The sequence below is a fragment of the Spirulina sp. CCNP1310 genome (assembly GCF_034932185.1).
In the GTDB taxonomy this organism is placed as follows: domain Bacteria; phylum Cyanobacteriota; class Cyanobacteriia; order Cyanobacteriales; family Spirulinaceae; genus Spirulina.
Map to the genome: position 1 here is coordinate 1 of NZ_JAYGHW010000105.1, position 22,170 is coordinate 22,170.

A 22,170-nucleotide genomic window follows, 5' to 3' on the forward strand; every position below is an offset into this window, starting at 1 on the left:
TCACTCCTCACTCCTCACTCCTCACTCCTCACTCCTCACTCCTCACTCCTCACTCCTCACTCCTCCCCAACCATACTCCGCATCAAATTCGCCATCTCTAAAGCATTCATGGCGTAGTTCCAACCCAGGTTACTCTTAATGCCAGCCCGCTCTAGGGCCTGTTGGAGTGTATCGGTGGTGAGGATGCCAAAAATGACGGGGATACCTGTTTGAAAACTAGCGGCGGCGATGCCTTTGGCGGCTTCGGCGGCCACATAATCAAAATGGGGGGTATCACCGCGAATCACAGCCCCTAGGCAAATCACGGCGTTGTAGCGGCGAGAATTGGCCACTTGGCGGGCCACCATGGCGATTTCAAAGCTGCCGGGAACCCAAAAATAATCGGTTTGGGAGCCTTGGGGGTTGGTATCGACACCGTGGCGTTGGAGGCAGTCTTGGCAACCGGCGAGGAGTTTCCCCGTCACCATGTCGTTAAAGCGACCGATGACGATGGCGATGCGGAGGGATTCGGGGTCGGTGGTGAAGTTGCCTTCAAATACAGCCATGGGAATTGGGGGGAATGGGGATTAAAATGGCGTGGCGATCGCACCGGATCATACACGCCATCGTTACAGTTTTGGGGGTGGGTTGTTAGACGACGAAGAAGTTCAGCACACCCACGACGACGACGAGGATCAGCCACAGACCGGAGCTAAGATAGATCAGTTGTTTGGATTGATCCCAGTTTTGGGGGGTGGCGTAGGCGACGGGTACACCGACGACCATGGCGAAGGAGAGGAAAACAAGGGCGGCAAGGGCGAGTTGAAAAATGATAGACATGGGCGGTTCTCCTAATACAGCAATATTAATGAGGTAAGCAAGGCCAGCAAGTGGGCTTCTCTAACAAGGTTTTGAAAAAGTCCTGCTAGTACGCTAGCAAATGACGGCCATTCTGGGAAGGGTTTTGGGGCTAGGCGGGGGGGTTGGCCCGTTGTTGGAGGATGAATTGGGCGATCGCCAAATCCACGGGGGTGGTAATTTTCAGGTTGGTTTCTTCACCGGGGACGATCTGGACGGGAAAGTCGCATTTTTCAAAGAGGGCGGCATCATCGGTGACGGCCCACCCCAGTTCGCGGCCATGGTGGTGGCATTGTTTGAGCATTGCGACATCGAAGCCTTGGGGGGTTTGGGCGGCCCAGAGGTTGCTGCGATCGGGGGTGCTTTGAATGATTTGATCGCTGTTGACGATTTTAATTGTGTCTTTAACGGGGACGGCGGCGATCAGGCCGGAGCAGTTGCGCAACTGGGCAGCGCAGCGATCGAACAGTTCCGGGGTAGCGAGGCAGCGAGCGCCATCGTGGATCAGCACCCGTTGGGCTTGGGGGGGGAGGGCTTGGAGGCCGTTATAAACGGAGGCTTGGCGGGTTTCCCCCCCTTGGATGATCTGGACGGGTTTGGTGAGGTAGATATCGGCAATAATTTGCTCGAAGGCGGGGAAGTCGTAGGGTTGGCCAATCAGGCCAATCCAGCTAATTTCCTGAGCTTGTTCGATGGCTTGGAGGGTCCAAGCGAGAAGGGGTTTTTGGTTGAGGGTGAGGAGCAGTTTATTGCGATCGCTCCCCATTCGTTTCCCCAATCCGGCGGCCGGAATCAAGAGGTGCATGGTGTATTGCTGAAAATTTCTCAATCTTTGAGCATATCGCGCTATGGGGTTGGGTTGAGGATGGGCGATGGCGGGTCAAGCGTTGAGCCTAAGGAATTACGTTAAACAAAGCAAATCTAAATATTATTGACAATTACTGCTGACGTATTCTTTCTGTTGATCGCGGTGGGGGAGGAGTTGGGTGCTGGTTTTTGATCAATGGGGGATATGCGGATGATGCGATCGCCTTGGGCTAGGATAGGATGGTGATCCCATCGTGAGGAATTGTCATGCCTACCACTGGGTAATCATGCCCTGCGATCGGGGCAAACTACCCCACCCCCGCCCAATATCTTGCCTGTGTTAAAGTTGTCGATACCTTCGGTTGCAATACATCCATCACCGTAGAAATAGAAGTGTAGGGTTATGCCCATCCTCCTTGACTATCAAAACCGAGAAGTCCGCCTGACCGAAGAACGGTTGGCACATATTCTCAATCACCCTGAAATGGTTGGGATGGAAACACAAATCGCTGACACCCTCACACAACCAAGCCTGGTACGTCAATCTCGCAGTGATGAAAGCGTGGCATTGCTTTATCGCTTCTATACCCAAATAACGATTGGCGATAAATGGCTTTGTGTCGTCGTGAAATATCTTCCCAATGATGCCTTTATTGTCACCGCCTATTTCACAGATAAACCTAAAACAGGAGAAACCCTATGGCAGAGCGAGTAAAAGTTTGGTTTGATCCCGAAGCTGACTTTCTAGAAGTCACTTTTTCGGAATCTCCCGGTTATATGCGGGCAACAGAAAATGATGCTGTGATGGAGCGTGTCGATTTAGAGGGCAACCTTCTGGGTTTTTCGATTCTGGCAGTGAGCCAGCTTGCTCAATCAAAACCATTGATTGCTGAATTGTTATCTGAACGAGGAAGTGCAGCCTAACCCATGACTTTAATCGGTGAGGAGGTAGAGGCAGGGTAGGGCATCGACAATGCTGTAGGCGATGTAGGGGCGAAAAATTTTTCGCCCCCACACAGATCAACGCTACAGCCGGATTCTGTATAACCTTAAACTGGAAAAATCCATAAACATTAAGTTCTCAGTGGGTACTTTATGTACCTAGTGACAGGCCAACAGTCCAGTCTTTCTCCTCCAATTCTTGAAAAGAATAATTAAGTTGACCTCTTCGACCAACCTCAATTGAATAAAAATCAACTTTGGGAATTTCACTAACTTCAAACTCAAAAATACAAGTTACGATAGACTCTTTTTTACCCGATCCTGTTTCTCCTGTTGCCAAAATAGTGCCTTCTCCATCTCGAATTGTAACCGGCATATTTGTCCTTATATCACCAAATCCTCCCGTTCCGTAGCAATGATCATCGGTTCCTTCAATGTCAGAATCAATTAAGGTTACAGATCCCTTGATTGTATATTTGGGTTGTACGAAAGGGATGGCCGGTATTATTGAATTTGAACTGGATGCAGTGGAAGAACTAGAGCCTTGAGGATTATCAGGGTTTACAACATTCCAGAAAATGGATGTCCCGATAAAGGTTACTAGGACAATTGAAAGTCTTTCACCATTTTTTGTTTTTATAAAATCAACAATATTTTGAATAATTTCAGATATTGTCAATTCTGAGAACTGCTTAGGTTGAACTGATTTAAATGTCTTTTTCTTTTGAGAAGCAGATGGGTGTGTTTTTTTATCTGCTGTATGTGTTGTTGGTATTGAATGAGAATGGGGTGGTGGGGTTGTGGGCTGAGGTTCAATTAAATTAAATGATTCTTGCCAAAGATTTAAGGTTTGATCTTTGATTCGACCGCGAACAATAACCTTACTAACATTGTTAGGCTGAAGCTTTAAAAGTCCTTTTTTGATAAAATCAACGGTTGCCTCTTGAGCGGGGGCGGTCGTGGATTCTAGAATTAAGGTTAAGCAATCATAACTTATGGATGCTTTCACATGAATGCCTTTCGGTTCTAGTGTTTTATTGATGATGGTCGCAATGGCTTGAGCATTTCCTGATTTGGCTTGGTTGAGGAGTGAATGTGGTTCTGTCATAACAAATAGATTATTTAAAGTTTAGTGAAATCGATTTGCATTACATGGGTGATGAACCTGCTGATGGCGGTGGGGTTGGGGTTAGGCGGGGAGGAGGTAGAGGCCGGGTGGGGCATCGGCGGGGGGGAGGAGTTGGGTGCTGGTTTGGACGTTTTGGGCGGCGCAGAGGTCGGCGAAGGCGAGGAGGCTATCGAGGCGGGCTGTTAGTTCGCTGATGGTGTCGAGGTATTCGGCGAGGGCGATCTGGCGGCGTTGCCAATGTTGATCGATGTGGGGTTTGGTGCGGTGCATGGTGAGTTCGACTTCGGCTTCGGTGCGTTTGCGATAGGCGCGATCGCTCCCCAGGTTTTGATCAATGGGGGATATGCGGATGATGCGATCGACGCGCTCCGGGGTGATGTGGGGTTTAAAGGGGGATGTGGCGAAGCGTTGGGCGGTGTTGAGTTCGGGGCGTTGGTCGTGGATGATGGTGCGGCCCCAGTTTTCGGTGTGTTGTTGGAATTGGGGGAGGGTTTCGCGGAGGAGGGCTTGTGCGTCTTGGATGTGGCCATGTTTGAGGAGGAGTTGGGCTTCGGTGGCGGTGGCGACGGCCCAGCCTTGGGTGGCGATATCGACGAGGAGGAGGGTGTTGGGTTCGGGTTGGAGTTGGGCTTGGGTGGCTTGGTTGGCGAGGAAGATGCGGGCTTTGGCGGCTGCTTTGATGGCGGTTTGGGGGGAGTCGTCGGGGAAGCGTTTGAGGTTTTCGAGTTCGGCTTGAAGGTTGGCGATTTCTTGGATGAGGAGGGCTTGATGGAGGTGGGCAATGGCATCAATGATGCGCTGTTGTTGTTGGCGGTTGTCTTCGAGGAGGAGGTGAATATGGGCAAGTTGGGCAGACATTTGGCCGAGGATTTCTTCGATCCGCGTAAAGCCTTGGTTAACGTTTTGTTGGAGTTGGGTGATGGATTTTTGAACTTGGTTGAGTTTGTAGCCCATGTAGGCAAAGCCTGCAATGCTGACTCCGAGGCCGAGGACGCTGGCCCCGGCAGCAATTTGGCTAACACCGAGAATTTTGGCAGCGGTTTGTTGGAGGCCAATAATTTTGTGATCAATGCCAACTAATTTATTAAATGTGGCAATATGACCAATCCCATTCACGGCTATTTGTGCGGCTCCGAGGGGAGGGGCAAGGGCGAGGGTGGCGAGTTGGCTGGTTAGGCCGGCGGCTTCGGATAGGTGGGCGACGATTTGCCCGCCTTGGGCTGTTCCAGCAGCATGGCGAATGACGCTTCCATAGCGAACCAATGAACCATTTGCTAATCCCTGAAGAATGGGGATAGTAGCAACTAAAGTAGTGGGAATAAGCATAGTTTTTGGTGTGAGCTTAGGTTAACTGGGAATTTTAAGGGAAGGATTATTGACAGCTTCTTTACGCATTCGCTTTGAAACCTGAATGTTTTTGATTTTAACATCTACACCTTCAGCAATTGCCCTAAATCCTCTGTACCAGCGTGCTGAAAGATTGCCGTCTTCAAATTCTGGTCGTGAAGAATCTAATTCTATTTCTATCAAATAAATATCATTGCTTTCGTTCGTTGTAGCCTTTTGACGTTCATCAAAGCAATTTTTAATTTTTTGCTGAGTGTATTGATTAGAAGGACCTTGCCATAATGTTTTTATACAAGACGTTCTTTTCGTAAAGTCAACAAATTTCTGAGATACACCATAATGCTTTAAATCACCAATAATCTCCTCTTCTTCAGCACGATCAGCATTCACTGCCAAAAAAACAATTGTTTTTGCCGCTAAATGTTCATATTGTCCGTAAGTTTTAGGAGGTGGAGAAATCGAGGCTTGCTCAGAAAAAAAATTACGATCAGATTCCTCGTCATTCTTTTTTGAATTTAGAATATAAATAGCAACTCCAACTGCTGCCAAAATAAATGCGATTAGTACAATTCCATTGATGTTGTTCATGTCGTCCTCCGGCATTTTAGTATCTGTGTTAACTATCTCTTTTCGTACATCAGTTACCACCCCTGAAAATTCTCGATTCTCGATGTTATCAACTCTTTCATCAAATGATACAAAAGGAATAAGATTATTTATTTTTACTGCTAAATTTCTAGAAAAAATTTTTTGATGTGTTACTTTAAGAAGAATTTTATAAAATCCAAGGAATGAACCAATAACACGATTATCATAAATGAATGATTCGATGTACCCATGTATTTGTTTTTTTTGTTTCTCATGAGCCAAGTATCTTAACCAAAGATTTATATCCTCATCTAAATTCAAGGAAGATAATTTACTACCTGAATCATTGTGGATCTCTTGGAAGAATTCAAAATTTTGCATAACTATTCATTGATAAGTTGATTGAATTTATTTTGTAGTTCCGCGAGTTGATCCTTGCGATTTTCCACCTTTCGCCAATATTGCTTAAACTCCTCTAGCTCATTTTCTTTAAGCCTTTTCCTGCGTTCAAGTGAATCTTTAGTTAGCTCTAGTGTTCTATCAATTACATCGTCAAACTGATTACTCAGTTGATGGAAATAATCCTGAATCCAGTTTTCGATTGTTGCCAAAATTTTCGATTTCTTTACGGATATACCTTGTAGCCATTGCTCGACTACAGCTTCATTATCTGGTAGCTCTAATTCGTGGTATTGGACATTTTCATGAATAGCTCTTTCGATAGGTCGTGTCCTTTTGAACTTAAAGAAAAACAAAATAGTTTCTGTATAATGCTCTATCTCAGTTTTTGTGCCAGTCTGTTCCATAATACTTTTAGTACCAGCTTTAATTTTTTCAGAGGACAAACTAAAAAAGCTTTCCGGCAACTCTGGAAAGTTCAATTCAATAACCTTATTAAATTCCGCTTCAATCACATCTACTAAATCCGGAAAAATACTAGCAACATCTGCTAAGATCGCTTGATGATATTTCTCAGAAAAACTTTCAACAAAAGCAGTGATTGAACTACACTGTTTCTGAATACTAAGCTCGGCTTCATTAGATAGTGCTTTGTCGACACACGTGTACAACGTTTTATAATATTTTTCTGCATCATCTAAACAATTTACCCCTTTCTGATCATTACTTTTAACACTCTTATAAAAGCATTGACGGTCACGTTGATGCGAAAATTCCTTTTGAATCTTCTGTACCCTATCATATGCTCTTCCAAGACTTTCCGCATGGAAAGGACTTATCTGTTGCTCAAGATCATCTTTCAAATCAAAACCTGATCTACCCTCTTCTAGAGCCTCTTCAAGAAAGATAATAATATTAACATTCAAATCTTCACAAACTTTTGCAACAGCCCTTACTAAATCGTCAGTCTTAATAAGTGCTTCTAATTCATCAATTTCATCAATTAGTCGATTTTCCTCTTCTATAAATTCTGCAGAAGCTAGGACTCGAAAAGTGTGATTTATTTGTTTATCAATATCTTCTCGTGTTTTTTTTAATAAACCCTTTAGCTCAGACTGTTGATTTTGAAGTTGGTTTAACAACTGATTGACTTCTTTCGTTTTTTCATGAATGCTGTTTTTAACCTGTAAATTTAGTTGAGCAATTAAAACATCAAGCGATGTTAACAGCGGCCGTAAGCTAGGAACCAGAACCAATTCTGTGAAAGATGTATCAATACGCTGCCTTAACATTTGCCAAAGTTCCTGACCTCCACTCCACTCTGTCGCATGATGGAGAAACTGCCTCATCGTTTGATCATCAATTTCTGATCCTCGTTTAACCTTTCTTTTGACGATCTTAAACCAATCCTCTAAATCGTCGTCATCCCATGTCTTTTGTTCAATAACGTTATTGCATTCTTTAAAAACTGACTCTAGATATTCTAGGCGAAGGTTTGACGCAACACCAGAAGCGTCCTCTATTAAGCCTGTTCCCCAAGCACACTGGGCAAGGAAAAGAAGTCGTGCGGTAAATGGGATAATGGTAGGAGGATTTTTAAGAAATAAAGCAGATTGGATTTCTTCTTGTAACTTTTTGATTTGCTGATCTAAAGGTCGATCATCTGATACTCTTACGTCAACTTTATTAAGTACAAAAATGATTGATGCTATTTTATCTTGCTGTGTTAAGTCATTGGTATTATAACCACCTACTACGTCAGATATAACATCTTTTAGTTCTTTTAAAAGAGCCTGACGGTGTCGTTCATCCACTTGATCATAACTTAAAGAAACTAAACAACAAGATTTCTTGAACTCGCTTTGAATTACCCGTAAGTTAGTGACATCATCCACAGATTTCAAACCCGGTAGATCCACAAACTCAATATCAATGCCTTGCGGGAGATTTAAAAGTGAATGATTGTTCACCGGCAAAAGATCATCCCACACCGCAACATCAGGAGCAGGACATTCTGGGTCTTTACGGAGCTTATGGTAACGCTCCATTACAGACTTAATACGCTCATACATTTGTGCATCACTCAATCCCCTCCACGTGCCAGATTCCCACCGAGCTTGCTCGATTACTGAACCTTTACGTTTCTTGCGAGATTGCTTTGATTTGCCAGTTTTTTGCTGCTCCCCTTCTTTTGACTCCTCTCCTTTAATGATTAACACTGACTGCTTACCGTGCTTAATCCTTAAAACCCCACCGCTCATCTCATCATTGAGAATAGGCGCAATCTTACGACCAATCAGCGCATTAACAATCGTCGATTTTCCCGATGAAGTTGTACCAAGAGTCGCAATCGATAACGTTGGATGATCTAATCGTTCCCTTGTTTGATCAAAAACGGGTCTAAATTGCTCAATTAACTCACGAACCGCCGAATCATCAATAATTTCAGACTGTTTAAGGCTAGCCAAAGAAACCATGATGTTCCCCAGTTCGCGGAACAGTTCACGGACTTCTGTGAATAATTCTTCAATGGACTTAGACATGGAATTCTCCAAAAACGGCGAGGAGCGAACAAGCGAACCGAAGGAATAAACCTGCTCCCAAGAGATTCAGGGAGCCTGCGAAGCCGAGAAATTGAACCGAGAGAAAAAGTGTTGTTTTTTGCTGGACAGGACAAGATAAATCAGAAATATCCTCGACCGTAACACACCCCCCCGCAATCCGTCAACCCCCCCGATCCACCAGTAAGGCGATCGCCCCTAGCCTTGATTCAGTGAATAGAGCGATCGCTCCCTAGAAATAGACCAGCCCCGATCCACCAGTAAGGCGATCGCCCCTAGCCTTGATTCAGTGAATGGGGCGATCGCCCTAGACCCCCATCCATGACAAGCCTCAGAAATTTAGCTACAATCCCGACAGTACCGCCCCCAACCCAGATCCACCAATGGTTAGTTGAAACCCCAATCAACCTATGCCAGTAATCCCCGTACAAACAAAAACACAAGTCCTCGCCCTCCTTCAAGAACATCACGAAACCTTACACAACTTTGGCGTTAAACGTTGTGGCATCTTTGGTTCATTTGTCCACGACCATGCAATTCACCCCCAAAGTGACGTTGATATTTTAGTCACCTTTGAATCAAACCAAAAAACCTTTGATAATTTCATCCACTTATCTTTTTTCCTAGAAGATCTCTTTGGTAGAGCCGTCGATCTCATCACCATTGAATCATTAAGTCCTTATATCGGGCCACACATATTAAATGAGGTTGAGTATGTCCCTATCGGCTCGTGAATACCTACAACACACCTTAGATGAAACAACTTACATGATGATAAACTCTGTTGATTTAAATAAAACAGAATTTCTGCATGCGATTCCAAAAGTAAACTTATCTAAATAATTCTAAAAAATCTTTAAGGGATTGTAAAGCTGGATGATTTAAATTTAAGATTTTCGAGCCTTTATGCTTTAGCACATAGTCAAAATGACGCATTGAACATTTCCTGCCCGCCTGACGCTGCTCTTTCGGGGAACAAGTATCATAGCGGATATATTGATTCCACCAAAACTTATCAAAATCTTTGTCTGAAATTTGCTTTTCTGCACCGCTCAAGCAATCACGCCACCTTTCTAGGCAATCAGCATAGGGTGAATCTTGGCTTTTAATTTTTTTCAGGATTGTTTCCAGTTCACCTTGACCCTCAACATTAGTAAAGTAGCAGGCTAATCGCAGTGGAATGCCTTGAGAGCTTTCAACGGCGATCCATTGATTCACACCTGTTAACTGACCTTGCAAATGAAAAACTTGCGCTAAACAGCAATTCACAAAATTCAGTCTTTCCTCCTGTGAATAGTCATCTTGATCCAGAATAATCCCAATTCTTGCAATATCACGCTTTTGTAAATTCTCATCTAAATCTCGCAAAGTCGTGATTAACTGACGTTCACTGAGGCCATCCAGACATTCATAATCATCTTGATTAATACAAATCGGTGCATCAACTTCAATGTCGCAATTGAGATAATCAATGAGAAACTGTAAAAACTGCTGATCATTTTTACTTTCAACAATTAAAAGATTGCCCATGATTACTCTCCTCGAATCGGTTTGCCCCGTTCTAGGGCATATTCCAAAAGTTCAGCATCTCGCTTAATCGCAACAATTTTCTGATCTCTGGGATTCCGAGCCAGTTCAAAATACATCCCATCTTCGGGATAGTCCTGGCTTGCCGCCGCAAACGCCTTAATCATTTCCAGGCTATGGGTTGTTGCAAAAATGGTTGTATCCAGTTCACGAGCCAACTGAAAAAGAGCCTTCCAGAATTTCTCCTGACTTGTGTAGTGAATCCCATTTTCAATTTCATCAATAAATAAAACATTTTGATCCCTGTTGAGTAATTCTAAAGCAATGGCTGTAACTCGATTAATCGCATCACCAAAAAGAGAAATAGGTAATCTTTTCTGATCCTTGCGAGTTAAATAAAGCGTTGGTTCATTCATTGAGAAAGTTTCTGCATCTTCAATAGAATTATCTAAAATTTTTAAGATGTTTAGCACGTCATCTGACTGATTTTCAAAATTAAGCTTGTCATATTGACTGGCAATTTCTTGATTGGAAAAAGAAAGAGATGTAGAAATCAAAGGAATATTTTCATCTGGAAAGCTGGGCGAAAAAACCTCCCTAGAACTAGCAACAACATTGCGCTTGATTGTTTCATCCTGATTTGAAAGCAGCCTAATTTGTAAAACCGAAATAACAGGACTATTTCTACCAATATTTTTATGAATAAATTCAACAAATTCTTCCTCTTCATCTTCAAAAACTTTACTATCCAAAGACAAAGAAACCGATAGCGTTACTTCTTGGGCATTTTTATCATCTGTGTCTCCCTTGATTTTGATATGCTGATGAATGTCTTGATCATAAAAAAACGTATTCCATGCCATTTTGGGCATATTTTTAATGGCAGTCATTGATTCTTTTCGCGCTTGCTTGAGAGACATTACTGCTGTTGGCGTGGGATAAAAGTACAGTAATAAAGCTTCGAGTAAAGCAGTTTTACCCGCATTGTTTTTTCCCCCGATCAAATTGATGCGCCTAAAGCCATCAATCTTGATCTGCTCAAAGCAACGAAAATTTTCAATCGTGATCGATTTCAGCATGATCTTTCCTGGGCTGATTGTGCATTAAAACAATACACTGTCATCATCGCGGACGATTTCCGCTTCCACCACCTTGGCCTCCTCCTCCACTGGGGGAAGCGTAGCGGCAGGTTCAGGGGATGGCTCAGGCGTAGGGGCGATAGGTACGCGATCGCGGATCGCCTTCCCTTCCATTGCATCGATGCGTTCCCCATCTGCCTCCATAGCGGGGGCCTGCTTCGTGAAAACCAAACCCTGATCCACACAATCCACCCGCACCGTATCCCCTTCCCCAAAAGCATTTTCCAGGATCTTCGTCGCCATCGGATTCTCTAACTCCCGCTGGATCGCCCGCTTCAACGGCCGCGCCCCATACACCGGATCATACCCCGCCTCCACCAGATGATTTTGCGCCGCCTCCGTCAGGATCAACGTAATTTTTTGCTCCGCCAATAACTTATGGATGCGTTGCAATTGAATCAGAACGATCGCCCGCAACTGTTCCCGCAATAGCGGCTTAAACACAATCCGCTCATCAATGCGATTGAGGAACTCCGGCCGGAAATAACCCCTGAGGATCTCATCCATGGTTTTACCGCCCCCCGTAATCAGAGGCGCAGGGGATTGATCCTGAGGAATAATCGCCCCCAGAATCTCCTGAATCAACGCTTCCACCTCCTGGGGCGTGGTGGGTTCACTCACCTGCGTTCCCACCTGCAACAGGCTTTGATGTTGCGCTTCCAACAGTTGGCCAATGCGTTGGCGTAGCTTGCGGTCTAACTCCTGCTTGACGGGTTTTGCGAAATTTTCCCCCAGAGCCGCCGAATTGAGGATCACATCGCTACCGATATTACTCGTCATCACAATGATCGTATTGCGAAAATCCACCAGCCGCCCTTGGGAATCCGTCACCCGCCCATCATCGAGGATTTGCAAGAGGATATTAAATACATCCCGATGGGCCTTTTCCACCTCATCGAGGAGCACAACGGAATAGGGGCGACGGCGCACCGCTTCCGTGAGTTGCCCCCCTTCCTCATAACCCACATAGCCGGGAGGCGCACCCACCAGGCGAGAAACCGTGTGCTTCTCCATATATTCCGACATATCGAGGCGCACCATTGCCTCCTCACTGTCGAATAATAATTCAGCCAACGCACGGGCTAATTCCGTTTTCCCGACCCCCGTCGGCCCCATGAAGAGGAACGAACCAATGGGGCGGTTGAGGTCTTTCATGCCAGCACGGGCGCGACGAATCGCCGCCGCCACAGCGGCCACCGCTTCCTCCTGACCAATGACCCGCTCATGTAACTGCCCTTCTAATTGCAGCAGTTTTTGTTTTTCCGATTCCATTAAGCGGGTGACGGGGATGCCTGTCCAGCGGGCCACCACATCGGCAATATCCGCTTCGGTGACTTGTTCCCGCAGGAGGGCGCTGCCTTGGTTTTGGCGATCGAGGAATTGCGCTTCCTGGGCTTCCCGTTGTTGTTGGAGTTGTTCCCGCTCAAATTTGAGTTGATAGGCGCGGTTTTGATCATAATCCCGTAACGCCCGCTCCACTTGTAGCCGTAACTTATCTTCCTTTTCCTTGAGGATATTAATCTCTTCAAGCATTTGCTTTTCCGCTTCCCACTGTTGGGTGAGGGCGGTTTGTTTGGTGGTGAGGTCGGCAATTTCTTGGCTGATGCGGCCTTGGCGGTCTTTGGAGGTGGGATCGCCTTCGAGGGAGAGTTTTTCCATCTGCAATTGCATGATCCGCCGGTCGAGGCTTTCTAACTCCATGGGTTTGGAGGTGATTTCCATTTTTAACCGGGCGGCGGCTTCGTCTACGAGGTCGATCGCCTTGTCGGGGAGGAAGCGATCGCTAATATAGCGATGGGAGAGGGTGGCGGCGGCAACAAGGGCAGAGTCAATAATTTTTACGCCGTGGTGGACTTCGTAGCGTTCCTTTAAGCCCCGCAGGATCGAGATCGTATCCTCCACACTGGGCTGACGCACATAAACCTGTTGAAAACGCCGCTCTAAAGCGGGGTCTTTTTCGATATGGTTGCGATACTCATCCAGGGTCGTGGCTCCAATGCAGCGCAGTTCCCCCCGGGCCAACATCGGTTTTAATAAATTACCCGCATCCATGGCTCCGGCGCGATCGCCCGCCCCCACCACCGTATGCAGTTCATCAATAAACAAAATTGCCCCCCCATCGGAATGGGTGACTTCATGCAACACCGAGCGCAAACGGTTTTCAAATTCCCCCCGGTATTTGGCCCCGGCGATCAAGCTGCCCATATCGAGGGAGACCAATTGCCGATTTTTGAGGGATTCAGGCACGTCGCCGTTAACGATGCGCTGGGCCAAACCTTCGGCGATCGCCGTTTTCCCCACCCCCGGCTCGCCAATTAACACCGGATTATTTTTCGATCGCCGCGATAACACTTGAATCACATTGCGGATCTCCTCATCCCGGCCAATCACCGGATCCAATTTCCCCGCCCGCGCCCGCTCGGTGAGATCAATACTGTATTTTGCCAGAGCCTCATACTGCTCTTCTGGGTTTTGTTCCGTCACCTTTTGGCTACCCCGCACCGCTTTAATCGTGGTTTCGATATCTTGGGGATCGAGGTTGAATTTGCGGAACAAGCGCCGCCCCAAGCGGGCATCTTCGGCAAACCCGATCAAAAGATGCTCTACGGAAATATAGCTATCTTCCCAACTGGTGCGGGAAGCTTCGGCGCGATCGAGCATCACATCGAGGGCGCGACCGAGATACAACTGCTCAACGTAGGGGAAGCGAGGCTGACCCTTGACGAAAATATCAATCTGTTGTCGAAACGCTTCGAGGTCAATGGCGGCCTTATCGAGGATGCGCTTCGTCAAGCCATCGGTTTCCAGAAGGGCGAGGATAATATGCTCAACTTCCAGTTGTTGATTCCCACAACGGCGGGCCACTTCCTGCGATCGCACAATCGCATCCCAGGCTTGTTCGGTGAATTTACTCGCGTCGGTTGGCTGCATATCCTCTATCATCGGCACATTGGCCCCCCATTGTATCAGTCTCTCCCTAGGGGCGATCGCGGCACAAAGGGTTCAGGGGGTGGGAATCGGTACAACCTGGGCAAAAAAAGGCCGGGGCGATCGCCTTTTGGGGGGGTTTAAATTTTCCTTGCTCAAAAATTTTTATGAAAGATTATTAACATTCCCCGACTAATTGCCCATTAAATGGAAGAGTAATGGTATTTTTGCAGTTGAATCTCAAAGCTTAATCACCCTGAAATCAGTAAAATCAGGGTAAATTCCAGTCCATCATTGATCTCGACCAACAAAAATACAATGTTTGAGGGTATCCATGAAAAAATACGTTGCTGAATTAATTGGCACATTTTGGCTGGTGTTTGGAGGGTGTGGTAGTGCAGTTTTTGCAGCATTTGTTTCTGTTCCCGGTGGCGAAAATACCAATGAGTTTGGTTTAGGTTATTTAGGGGTCTCCCTCGCCTTTGGCTTAACGGTGTTTACGGGGGCCTATGCCTTTGGGCATATTTCCGGGGGACATTTTAACCCGGCGGTTTCCTTTGGGTTGTGGATGGGAAAACGCTTTCCCGGCTCTGATTTAGCCCCCTATATTGGGGCGCAGGTGATTGGGGCAATTTTGGCGGCATTGTTGATTTTGGCGATCGCCCATGGTGCGCCAGAGTTTCAACTTACCGGCAGCAATCCCTTAGCCACCAATGGCTTTGGCGAACATTCCCCCCAAGGCTACAGTATTATCTCGGCCCTGTTGGCGGAATTTGTCCTCACATTTATCTTCCTGTTGATCATCTTAGGGGTTACAGATAAAAAAGCCGCCCCCGGTTTTGCCCCCGCTGCCATTGGTCTAGCCCTGACGCTGATCCACCTGATCAGCATCCCCATCACCAACACCTCCGTTAACCCTGCCCGGAGTACCGGGGTTGCCCTCTTCTGTGGGGATATGGCCCTTGTGAGTCAACTGTGGCTGTTTTGGGTGGCCCCCATTGCTGGCGCATTATTGGCGGGTTTTCTCTACCACAACTTCTTTGAGGATTTGAGCCGTCCGGCTGTCATTCCTGATGGAGAATAAGCCGCCACTGAAAGGCTAAAAGAGGGTTAAATTTCTCACAATAAACGCGGTTAGGGGCGAAAAATTTTTGTGCATCCGGCAGGCTTACGCCAGCGCCCCTACACCGATCTATTCTACATTTACAGCCCCTCGCCCGCTTTGGGAGAGGGGTTTGCGGTGAGGGCTAAACCCCATGAGTTCTGACAACAGGAATATCCCCTACCAAGGATTACCGATGAGCGTAAATCCACTCCAAAAATAGGGATGATTAAACGTGAGATCCGGTTGATCAATTGTTGTTGGTAGTTCAATTGTTTCGCCATTGGCAAGGATTAACCGCCCATTTTCTACCCGGCTTTCCCCCCGCAGCAGGGCAAGCTGGGCAAGGCGCAGAGCTTCGGCTTTGGTGGGAACTTGGGTGAGATAATCGTAAAAATTAATCATCAGTGCAAAGGTTCCCGCATCACTCACCGACCAGAGACTCCCCAGAGCCGAACGCACCCCAGCCGCTACCGCCAACCCCGCAAACCCTAATTCTGCTTCTGGGGAATTAATCGCCGTCTGGCAAGCACTCAACACCAACAACTCCACCAGGGGATCATCCCAGTTGAGACTGGCCAGTTCTGTGAGGGAAAGGCGGCGATCGCTCAATTGAATATAGGAATCCTCCGGGCGACCGGCACGAAATTCCCCATGGGTAGCCAGATGAATAATACCGTAGGGATGGGCAGCGCGGGCGGCTACCAAATTTTCAAAGGTAAACGCTTCATTAATATAGGCTTGACCTGGCCACAGATTTTGGGCGATCGCCTCCACCTCTAAAGGTGCATTGGGCAATGCTTCTTGATCCACAAACTCCGATGCCCCCATGGCCAAAACCTGTTGGCCCTGGAGGTTCGGTAGCCGTAAATCCGTGAGCGCCAAGCTAGGCACAAGGGTTAAACTATAGCGTTCAATCACATAGCCCTGGCCATCATGCATCGCCGCCAAGGGAACCGTCCGCAAACCCTCATCGGGGATGTAGATAATGCTATCAATACCCGCCTCCTGTAAGAGCGGTTCCAAGGGAGCTAGAAGCCATTCATAAAGTTGTTGGGCATTGGCGCGATGGGCATTGATGCGTTGGTGATTGGCGGTATCTCGCCGTAAGCGACCCACCACGCGGGCGATTTCCCCACGGGTGATGGGAATTGATTTGCGTAGGGGTTGGCCATCGGGCAGGATGAGAATGAGTTCGAGGCGATCGCGATCCGAGCGATCGCGGGAGCGAAACCGAGAAGTATATTCCGGCGCAATGGTCAACCCCGGACTACTCACCGGAATCGGCACAGTCTCCGGTGGGACAAAGCTCGCATAGATAATTGCGGGCCGTAACCCCCGCTGTTGCATCACCGCCTGCAAAGAACGCTGGGTATCATTTAAACTTGTCGGATTCAACATCCCCTGATTGCCCACAAAGCCCCCATAATCTGCGGTAAAGCCATCATCCACCGTCAACGCCGCCAAAGTTTCCGATTCTAAAGTCTGCTCTCTCCCTAAATGTTGAGGAGCCGATAAATCCGTCAGATCTTGAGGAGAAACATCCTCAAAACTCGGCAGCGTCGTCGTTGCATCCGGTATCCGATTTAACTCCTGATCGGTTAATTCCACCGCACCGATATCCACCTGACCCTCATTAATCCGGTTAAAGCCTCGCTGATCCGTTCCTCCCGCCGCGAAAACATTGCTACCCGCATTAATCACCGGACTCCCCCCCAAGGGTCGATGGGTTTGAGTCAGGCCGCCATAGCTGCCTAACGGCCCCAACAGGGGATCAAGATCCACCAAATTATGGGGGCCTAACGTCAGATTCGTTGCCCCCGCCGGGCTGGTAATCAGATTGTATTGCAAGGTTGCAAAGGTGAAATTGCCGGCCAGATCGGGAGCCTCTCCCCCCTGATCACTATTGCCGCCGATGATGCTGTTTCGCACCGTCAGATTGCCAAAACTGACTAACCCACCTCCATCCGAGAGCGAGACGCGATTATTCGTAATTGTGCTGTTCTGAATCGTGCCGCCGCTGGTGACAAAAATTCCGCCCCCATTGCTGTACAAGCCAAGGGTGCGGTTGCCACTGATCGTGCTGTTGATGATATTGACCTGAGGCGCATGAATCCCGCCGCCAGCACTATTGTTCTGAAACCCCCCCACCAGGGTTTGATTGCCGAGGGTTTGATTATTGCTGACGGTGCTGTTCAACAGGTTCACGACTCCAAAACTGCGAATGCCGCCCCCACCCGCGACTTTATCCCCAGCAGTTTGATTGTTGCTAACTGTACTGTTATTGAGGGTGACGGTGGATTGAGCATAAATTCCCCCGCCAGCACTGAAGTTTCCGGCGGTACGATTGCCTGTGACGGTGCTGTTGGTGAGGAGCAACGGCCCGACGCTGGCAATACCGCCGCCATTGCCATTAGTGCCAAGGGTGCGATTGTTGCTGACGGTGCTATTGATGAGCGTAAGAGCGCCCCCAGTATAGATGCCACCCCCGCGTACAATGTCTGCTCCACTGGTGCGGTTGTCGGTGATGGTGCTATTAATCAGGGTGAGATTGCCATCGCTGAGAATGCCGCCTCCGAGGCCAGCGGTGGCATTTCCTCCAGTGATCGTTAGGGAGTTAAGCGTCACATCTGCGTTGTTAGTGATGTTAAAAATGCGAAAGGTGTCGTTCCCTTGGATGGTGATATTGTTGCCCTGACCGTTGATCGTGAGATTTTCGGTGATATTCAGGGAGTTGCTGGTTAAGCTCACCAGGGTGATCCCAGGGGCAAAGCGAATTTCATCGGCTCCGGGCAAGGCATTGGCATCGTTAATCTGGTTTCTGAGGGAATTGGGCCCGGCATTATCGCCGTTGAGGACGGTGAAGAGGGCGAGGGTCTCTTGATAGTCGGTTAGGACTGGGGTTGCAAAGGCGATCGCCCCTTCAATATTGCCTGTGGCCCGCTCAAACTGCCAATCTCCCCCTAGGGCTGCGCTCCCCGTGGCATTCGTGGAGGCCGCTACATCCGCTCCGGTTAAATCTGCCAAGCTATTGATCAATGCTTCCCCCACGGCTCCTAAAGCTGTAAAGCAACTGTACAGGAGCAGATCTGCCCCCGGTGCTAGGGCGCGATGCCATTGTTGAAACAAGTCTGCATACTGATTAACGGTTGTATTCTCCACAAAATCCGACCCTAACCAAAAATTTCCCGCATTCCCCTCCGCCACAATATGCACCTCATCCACCCTTTCCCCCCAATCGGCAAAGTGGCTTAAAACCCTCGTGATCTCACGAATCCCCGCCATCTCTGGCGTAATCACCACCGTTGTTGTCCCCGGCCGCCCACCGTAGAGCAGCGATAAATAATCGGGAACGGTGGCATCTAAGAAGGTTAAGGAGAGGGGAGCGGCGGCGGTGTCGTAACGGGTGACGGTGGGGGCCTGGGCTGTGCCGTTGTGGGTGGTGATCAGGGTGGGATCAGTGGGATCAATGGGATGGGATGATGCGAGGTGAACCGTTGCTGCTGTAATGGGGCCAGTTATGGCTAAATCTCCAGGAGCCACGGGAGGCAAAGCGATCCCCGTGAGCAGGGTGGGCAAATCTACCGCATCAAAACCCGCCCACAGATCCCCCCGATCCAGTTCTAGGCTGAGGAGTTGCCCCGGCTGGGAAATCCGCACCCGATTTTCCCCCGGTACGGCGGCGAGGGTGATCTGGCCATCGGGGGCGGTGACTGTGCCGCTCTGGATGACTGTGCCACCGAATAAACCGAGGGTTTGTCCTGGCCCAACCCTTAAGTCCCCCTGGTTGATAATTGCCCCCGGTTGGGCCGTCAAAAACGCCAGTTGGTTGGGTGTTCCCGTCAAACGGCTATAATCCACGGTTCCCACCGCATCGAGCCAACCACCATCACTAAAACCAAGGCGATCGCCCGTCGTGGCGATAAAATCCCCCGGCACATTTAAACGGGCCTGGGATCCAAAAATAATCCCCGCCGGATTGATCAAATAGAGATGGGGATTGCCCCCGCTTACAGTGATCAGGCCATGAACCACAGAAGGATCGCCCCCCGTCACCCTAGCCAAAATATTCTCCAAACCCGGATGGGCCAAAAACTCAGCAATTTCCCCCGGACTCAAGCCGAAGGCCTGAAAGCTATGAAACAAATTTGCCGCCGCCGTTGTTCCCCCACTAATCCTGTAGGTCTGTCCGTTGTATTCAACGATTGTGCCTGTCCCGTCCGCCGTTGGGGTAATGTTTTGGGCTGAAGCAGGTAAGGTTGTGCAGAGGAGGAAGAGGGCAACCGTCGGCAGCATTCTCAATTCCATGGAGATCTCCAAGCTAGAAGTTTGATGGCTGAATGGATTTAGATCACGAGAAGCACCAACATCAAGCCTATCCTAACAATCTCTATCGTCCTGTCACATTCTGCGGGATTGGCAATTATCATGGGGGGGTAACTGGTGCGATGGAGACACATTTTATGGATGTTAAGTTAATTTTAGTCGTGCTCACGGGGGTATTTATTCTCACGACCCTCTTTTTTGGGACAAAAAACGGCTTTTATGATTCCGATGATTACCACGGTAATGGTTCCGCCCATTAAACGCCCTCTCCTGCCATCTCGCCCTGCCGTTCATGCCTGCGTCTGATTCTGCTTCTACCCCCTTTCCCCTGGCTTGTCGTCCCTATGGTGTTGGCCACCAAGGGGAGGGGGTTTGTTTATTGGTGGAGATGGGGCCTTATCGGATTTTGCTCGATTGTGGGCTACGGGATCCTAATCCGCTATTGACGGAGAAAACGCCGCCAGCGGATTTGGTGTTTTGCAGCCATGCCCATCAGGATCACACCCGTAGCCTTTTAGCTCTGGCTCATCACTTTCCCCAGTTGCCCATCTATGCCAGTGAGGTGACGGCGCAACTATTGCCCTTCCATTGGCAGGAACAATCCCAGGATTTACCGGAGTTATCCTGTCGGCCGTTGCCGTGGCGATCGCCCATTGCCTTTTTTCCCGATCTCACGGCGCAAATTTTCCCCGCCGGCCATTTACCAGGGGCGGCGGCGATCCTCCTCACCTACACCACCCCGCAACGGGCCTATACGGTTCTGTATACGGGGGATTTTTTCCTCTCTAATTCCCGTTTGGTGGAAGGTTTATCGTTGGAAACCTTGCGGGGATCGGCTCCGGATGTGTTGATTATTGAGGGCAGTTATGGGGCGGCGCGGTATCCTCGGCGGCGACAGTTGGAAAAGCAATTTTTAGATCAAATTGAGCGAGGGATTCAAAATCAAACTTCGGTGGTAATTTTTGCCCCCCCTTTGGGGTTAGCGCAGGAAATTGTTATGTTGTTGCGATCGCACCATCAATTCACGGGCCGCAACTTAGAAATTTGGGTAGGGGAGCGGGTGGCCCAAGCCTGTGATAGTTATTTAGATATTTTGCCCCATTTACCGGCAGCGGTGCAAAATTTTGCCCGTCATCAACCGCTGTTTTGGGATGAGGAAATTTTACCAAAGTTGGGCCGCCTGACGGCGAAAACGGTTCCTCAGTCCCCCTTTATTCTACTGACGGATCGTTTTAGTGATTGGCAACAGTTGCAACGGCGTTTTGCCCAAAATTGGCGGGCGTTAATTCCTGCCACGCAGGAAGAGGTGATCGTGGATCGCCAAACCCTGAGCCAACGCACCAATGTTGTGGTAGAACCCTATGTATTGCCGGATCACAGTGATGGCCGCAATACGACGCAATTGATCCACAATATTCGCCCCCAACATATTGTGTTTGTCCATGGTACGGTAGGGGCGATCGCGGCTCTCACCAGTTTAGAAGAGTTGCAAAACCGCTACAAACTCCATGCCCCCAGTAGTGGGATGCGGGTGGAATTGTTGGTGGGCGATCGTTTCATTCAACCCGCCACCCCTTTACTCACCACCTATGAAGGGGAAATCACGGAACTGGATGCCAATGTGCATTTTGCCCTCCCTTCTGCTCTGAGTAATAACCCCAACTGGTCAAGTTTTGCGGATACAGGGTTAATTGAAGCCCGTTGGCAGGGGAATGAGTTAGTATTGCGGGGATTATCGCAGCGGGAATTGTTGCGCCAAAGTAGCGTAGAGCGGATTCAGGTGGATGTAGAATGTTGTCGCAATTGTGAACACCTACGGGGCCAAACCTGCGGCAATGTGCGATCGCCCCTCTGCGGTTTCCCGGTAACGCTGGATGGCTATTGTCCCGCTTTTGAGCCGGTTGGGGGGGAGTAGAGTGAGTTTGATGTTAAAACAGTTGGGCAATATTAAAGGAGCGCGAAAGCGAGTAAAATAATGAAGTTAGACAAAAAAATGATCAAATCAATTTTGTTTGAAATTGCAGAAAAATCAACCAGTGCAGAAGCTATAATTTCTCTTGAGAACTACAATAATGAATCGGTAAAATATCATCTCAAGACTTTGATTGAAGCTGGATTGGTCAAAGAGGTTTCATGGAAAAGAACGTTTGAATCGCCTGAGTTTCGCCCTACAGATTTAACAATGGATGGACATAAACTCTTGCAAGCATTGAATCAGTCCAATATTCATAAAGCATTGAAAACACTACAACCCATTGTGGCAACCACAGCAGCAAAAGCCTTGGTTGACTATCTCATCCAATTATCATGACACTTCCCCAATCTCCCCAGCCCAGCAACAAAACCTCGAAGACTACCTCGATTTTCTCCTTCAACAGGAAAAAACAACCCTACCCTAACCCAAATAAAATGGGTACATCTCAGTTAGGAGATGAGTATAATTACTCAGACCAAGTATATGATTGTAATCCAATTAAGCCGTCAGTGCCCCATTCAGGTACGCACACCTATGCTTTAACACCTTTGGCACATTCTCCC

20 protein-coding genes and 1 pseudogene are annotated in these 22,170 nt (G+C 48.1%); 9 read left to right on the plus strand and 12 right to left on the minus strand.

The genetic code is table 11. The annotated features are described in order from the left end of the window. Window positions 1-56: 56 nt before the first annotated feature. The 3 genes from ribH to ispD all read right to left on the minus strand — a co-directional run bounded on the left by ribH (window position 57) and on the right by ispD (window position 1,642). Window positions 57-545: a 6,7-dimethyl-8-ribityllumazine synthase gene (gene ribH / locus VB712_RS19860; RefSeq protein ID WP_323257984.1), complete on the minus strand. Its 489-nt coding sequence runs from the start codon at window positions 543-545 to the stop codon at window positions 57-59. An 85-nt stretch (window positions 546-630) separates the two neighbouring features. Next, entirely contained in the window at window positions 631-819 is a 189-nt protein-coding gene (gene psbZ / locus VB712_RS19865) for a photosystem II reaction center protein PsbZ (RefSeq protein WP_323257986.1), read from the minus strand. Between the two features lie 130 nt (window positions 820-949). Beyond that, a complete protein-coding gene (gene ispD, locus VB712_RS19870) occupies window positions 950-1,642 on the minus strand; it encodes a 2-C-methyl-D-erythritol 4-phosphate cytidylyltransferase (RefSeq protein WP_323257988.1) in 693 nt (230 codons plus the stop codon). A gap of 405 nt (window positions 1,643-2,047) precedes the next feature. On the opposite strand from ispD, the gene VB712_RS19875 reads away from it, so the two are divergent. Beyond that, window positions 2,048-2,359: a hypothetical protein gene (locus VB712_RS19875; protein WP_323257990.1), complete on the plus strand. Its 312-nt coding sequence runs from the start codon at window positions 2,048-2,050 to the stop codon at window positions 2,357-2,359. Beyond that, window positions 2,344-2,568: a DUF2283 domain-containing protein gene (locus tag VB712_RS19880; RefSeq protein WP_323257992.1), complete on the plus strand. Its 225-nt coding sequence runs from the start codon at window positions 2,344-2,346 to the stop codon at window positions 2,566-2,568. The genes VB712_RS19875 and VB712_RS19880 overlap by 16 nt, the downstream gene beginning before the upstream one ends. 169 nt (window positions 2,569-2,737) lie before the next feature. Here the strand turns inward: VB712_RS19880 and VB712_RS19885 are convergent, their stop codons facing one another. The 4 genes from VB712_RS19885 to VB712_RS19900 all read right to left on the minus strand — a co-directional run bounded on the left by VB712_RS19885 (window position 2,738) and on the right by VB712_RS19900 (window position 8,592). Continuing rightward, window positions 2,738-3,694 carry a hypothetical protein gene (locus VB712_RS19885; protein ID WP_323257994.1) on the minus strand — a complete coding sequence of 319 codons (957 nt, stop codon included), beginning with the start codon at window positions 3,692-3,694 and terminating at the stop codon, window positions 2,738-2,740. A gap of 81 nt (window positions 3,695-3,775) precedes the next feature. Beyond that, window positions 3,776-5,041 (minus strand): hypothetical protein, encoded by a 1,266-nt coding sequence (locus tag VB712_RS19890; RefSeq protein ID WP_323257996.1) that lies wholly within the window; start codon window positions 5,039-5,041, stop codon window positions 3,776-3,778. A gap of 21 nt (window positions 5,042-5,062) precedes the next feature. Further along, window positions 5,063-6,031 (minus strand): hypothetical protein, encoded by a 969-nt coding sequence (locus VB712_RS19895; RefSeq protein ID WP_323257999.1) that lies wholly within the window; start codon window positions 6,029-6,031, stop codon window positions 5,063-5,065. A 2-nt stretch (window positions 6,032-6,033) separates the two neighbouring features. After that, window positions 6,034-8,592: a dynamin family protein gene (locus tag VB712_RS19900; protein WP_323258001.1), complete on the minus strand. Its 2,559-nt coding sequence runs from the start codon at window positions 8,590-8,592 to the stop codon at window positions 6,034-6,036. Between the two features lie 428 nt (window positions 8,593-9,020). On the opposite strand from VB712_RS19900, the gene VB712_RS19905 reads away from it, so the two are divergent. Further along, window positions 9,021-9,344, plus strand: coding sequence for a nucleotidyltransferase family protein (locus VB712_RS19905; protein ID WP_323258003.1), 324 nt, complete (start codon window positions 9,021-9,023; stop codon window positions 9,342-9,344). Window positions 9,345-9,441: 97 nt separating this feature from the next. Here the strand turns inward: VB712_RS19905 and VB712_RS19910 are convergent, their stop codons facing one another. The 4 genes and pseudogenes from VB712_RS19910 to VB712_RS19920 form a co-directional block, all read right to left on the minus strand. Next, complete coding sequence (locus VB712_RS19910) at window positions 9,442-10,140, minus strand: DUF3226 domain-containing protein (protein WP_323258006.1); 699 nt, start codon at window positions 10,138-10,140, stop codon at window positions 9,442-9,444. Between the two features lie 2 nt (window positions 10,141-10,142). Continuing rightward, window positions 10,143-11,216: an AAA family ATPase gene (locus tag VB712_RS19915; RefSeq protein WP_323258007.1), complete on the minus strand. Its 1,074-nt coding sequence runs from the start codon at window positions 11,214-11,216 to the stop codon at window positions 10,143-10,145. A 24-nt stretch (window positions 11,217-11,240) separates the two neighbouring features. Next, window positions 11,241-11,783: a hypothetical protein gene (locus VB712_RS20595; RefSeq protein ID WP_416236415.1), complete on the minus strand. Its 543-nt coding sequence runs from the start codon at window positions 11,781-11,783 to the stop codon at window positions 11,241-11,243. 231 nt (window positions 11,784-12,014) lie between these two features. Further along, a pseudogene (locus tag VB712_RS19920) lies at window positions 12,015-14,207 on the minus strand (ATP-dependent Clp protease ATP-binding subunit); the annotation flags it as partial. A 19-nt stretch (window positions 14,208-14,226) separates the two neighbouring features. On the opposite strand from VB712_RS19920, the gene VB712_RS19925 reads away from it, so the two are divergent. Continuing rightward, entirely contained in the window at window positions 14,227-14,400 is a 174-nt protein-coding gene (locus tag VB712_RS19925; protein ID WP_323258011.1) for a hypothetical protein, read from the plus strand. A 138-nt stretch (window positions 14,401-14,538) separates the two neighbouring features. Next, the gene (gene aqpZ / locus VB712_RS19930; RefSeq protein WP_323258013.1) at window positions 14,539-15,288 is read left to right on the plus strand and encodes an aquaporin Z; all 750 of its coding nucleotides are present in this window, start codon (window positions 14,539-14,541) and stop codon (window positions 15,286-15,288) included. A gap of 198 nt (window positions 15,289-15,486) precedes the next feature. Here the strand turns inward: aqpZ and VB712_RS19935 are convergent, their stop codons facing one another. Next, entirely contained in the window at window positions 15,487-19,614 is a 4,128-nt protein-coding gene (locus VB712_RS19935; RefSeq protein ID WP_323258016.1) for a CHAT domain-containing protein, read from the minus strand. Between the two features lie 32 nt (window positions 19,615-19,646). Here VB712_RS19935 and VB712_RS19940 point away from each other — a divergent pair, with 32 nt between their 5' ends. The 4 genes from VB712_RS19940 to VB712_RS19955 form a co-directional block, all read left to right on the plus strand. Further along, a complete protein-coding gene (locus VB712_RS19940) occupies window positions 19,647-19,892 on the plus strand; it encodes a hypothetical protein (RefSeq protein WP_323258018.1) in 246 nt (81 codons plus the stop codon). Window positions 19,893-19,924: 32 nt separating this feature from the next. Then, on the plus strand, window positions 19,925-21,547 hold the full coding sequence (locus tag VB712_RS19945) for an MBL fold metallo-hydrolase (RefSeq protein WP_323258021.1): 1,623 nt from the start codon (window positions 19,925-19,927) through the stop codon (window positions 21,545-21,547). Between the two features lie 60 nt (window positions 21,548-21,607). Next, on the plus strand, window positions 21,608-21,943 hold the full coding sequence (locus VB712_RS19950) for a DUF2513 domain-containing protein (RefSeq protein WP_323258023.1): 336 nt from the start codon (window positions 21,608-21,610) through the stop codon (window positions 21,941-21,943). Next, window positions 21,940-22,170 (plus strand): hypothetical protein (locus VB712_RS19955; RefSeq protein ID WP_323258029.1); only part of this gene is annotated, 231 nt, incomplete at its 3' end. The genes VB712_RS19950 and VB712_RS19955, both read left to right, overlap by 4 nt.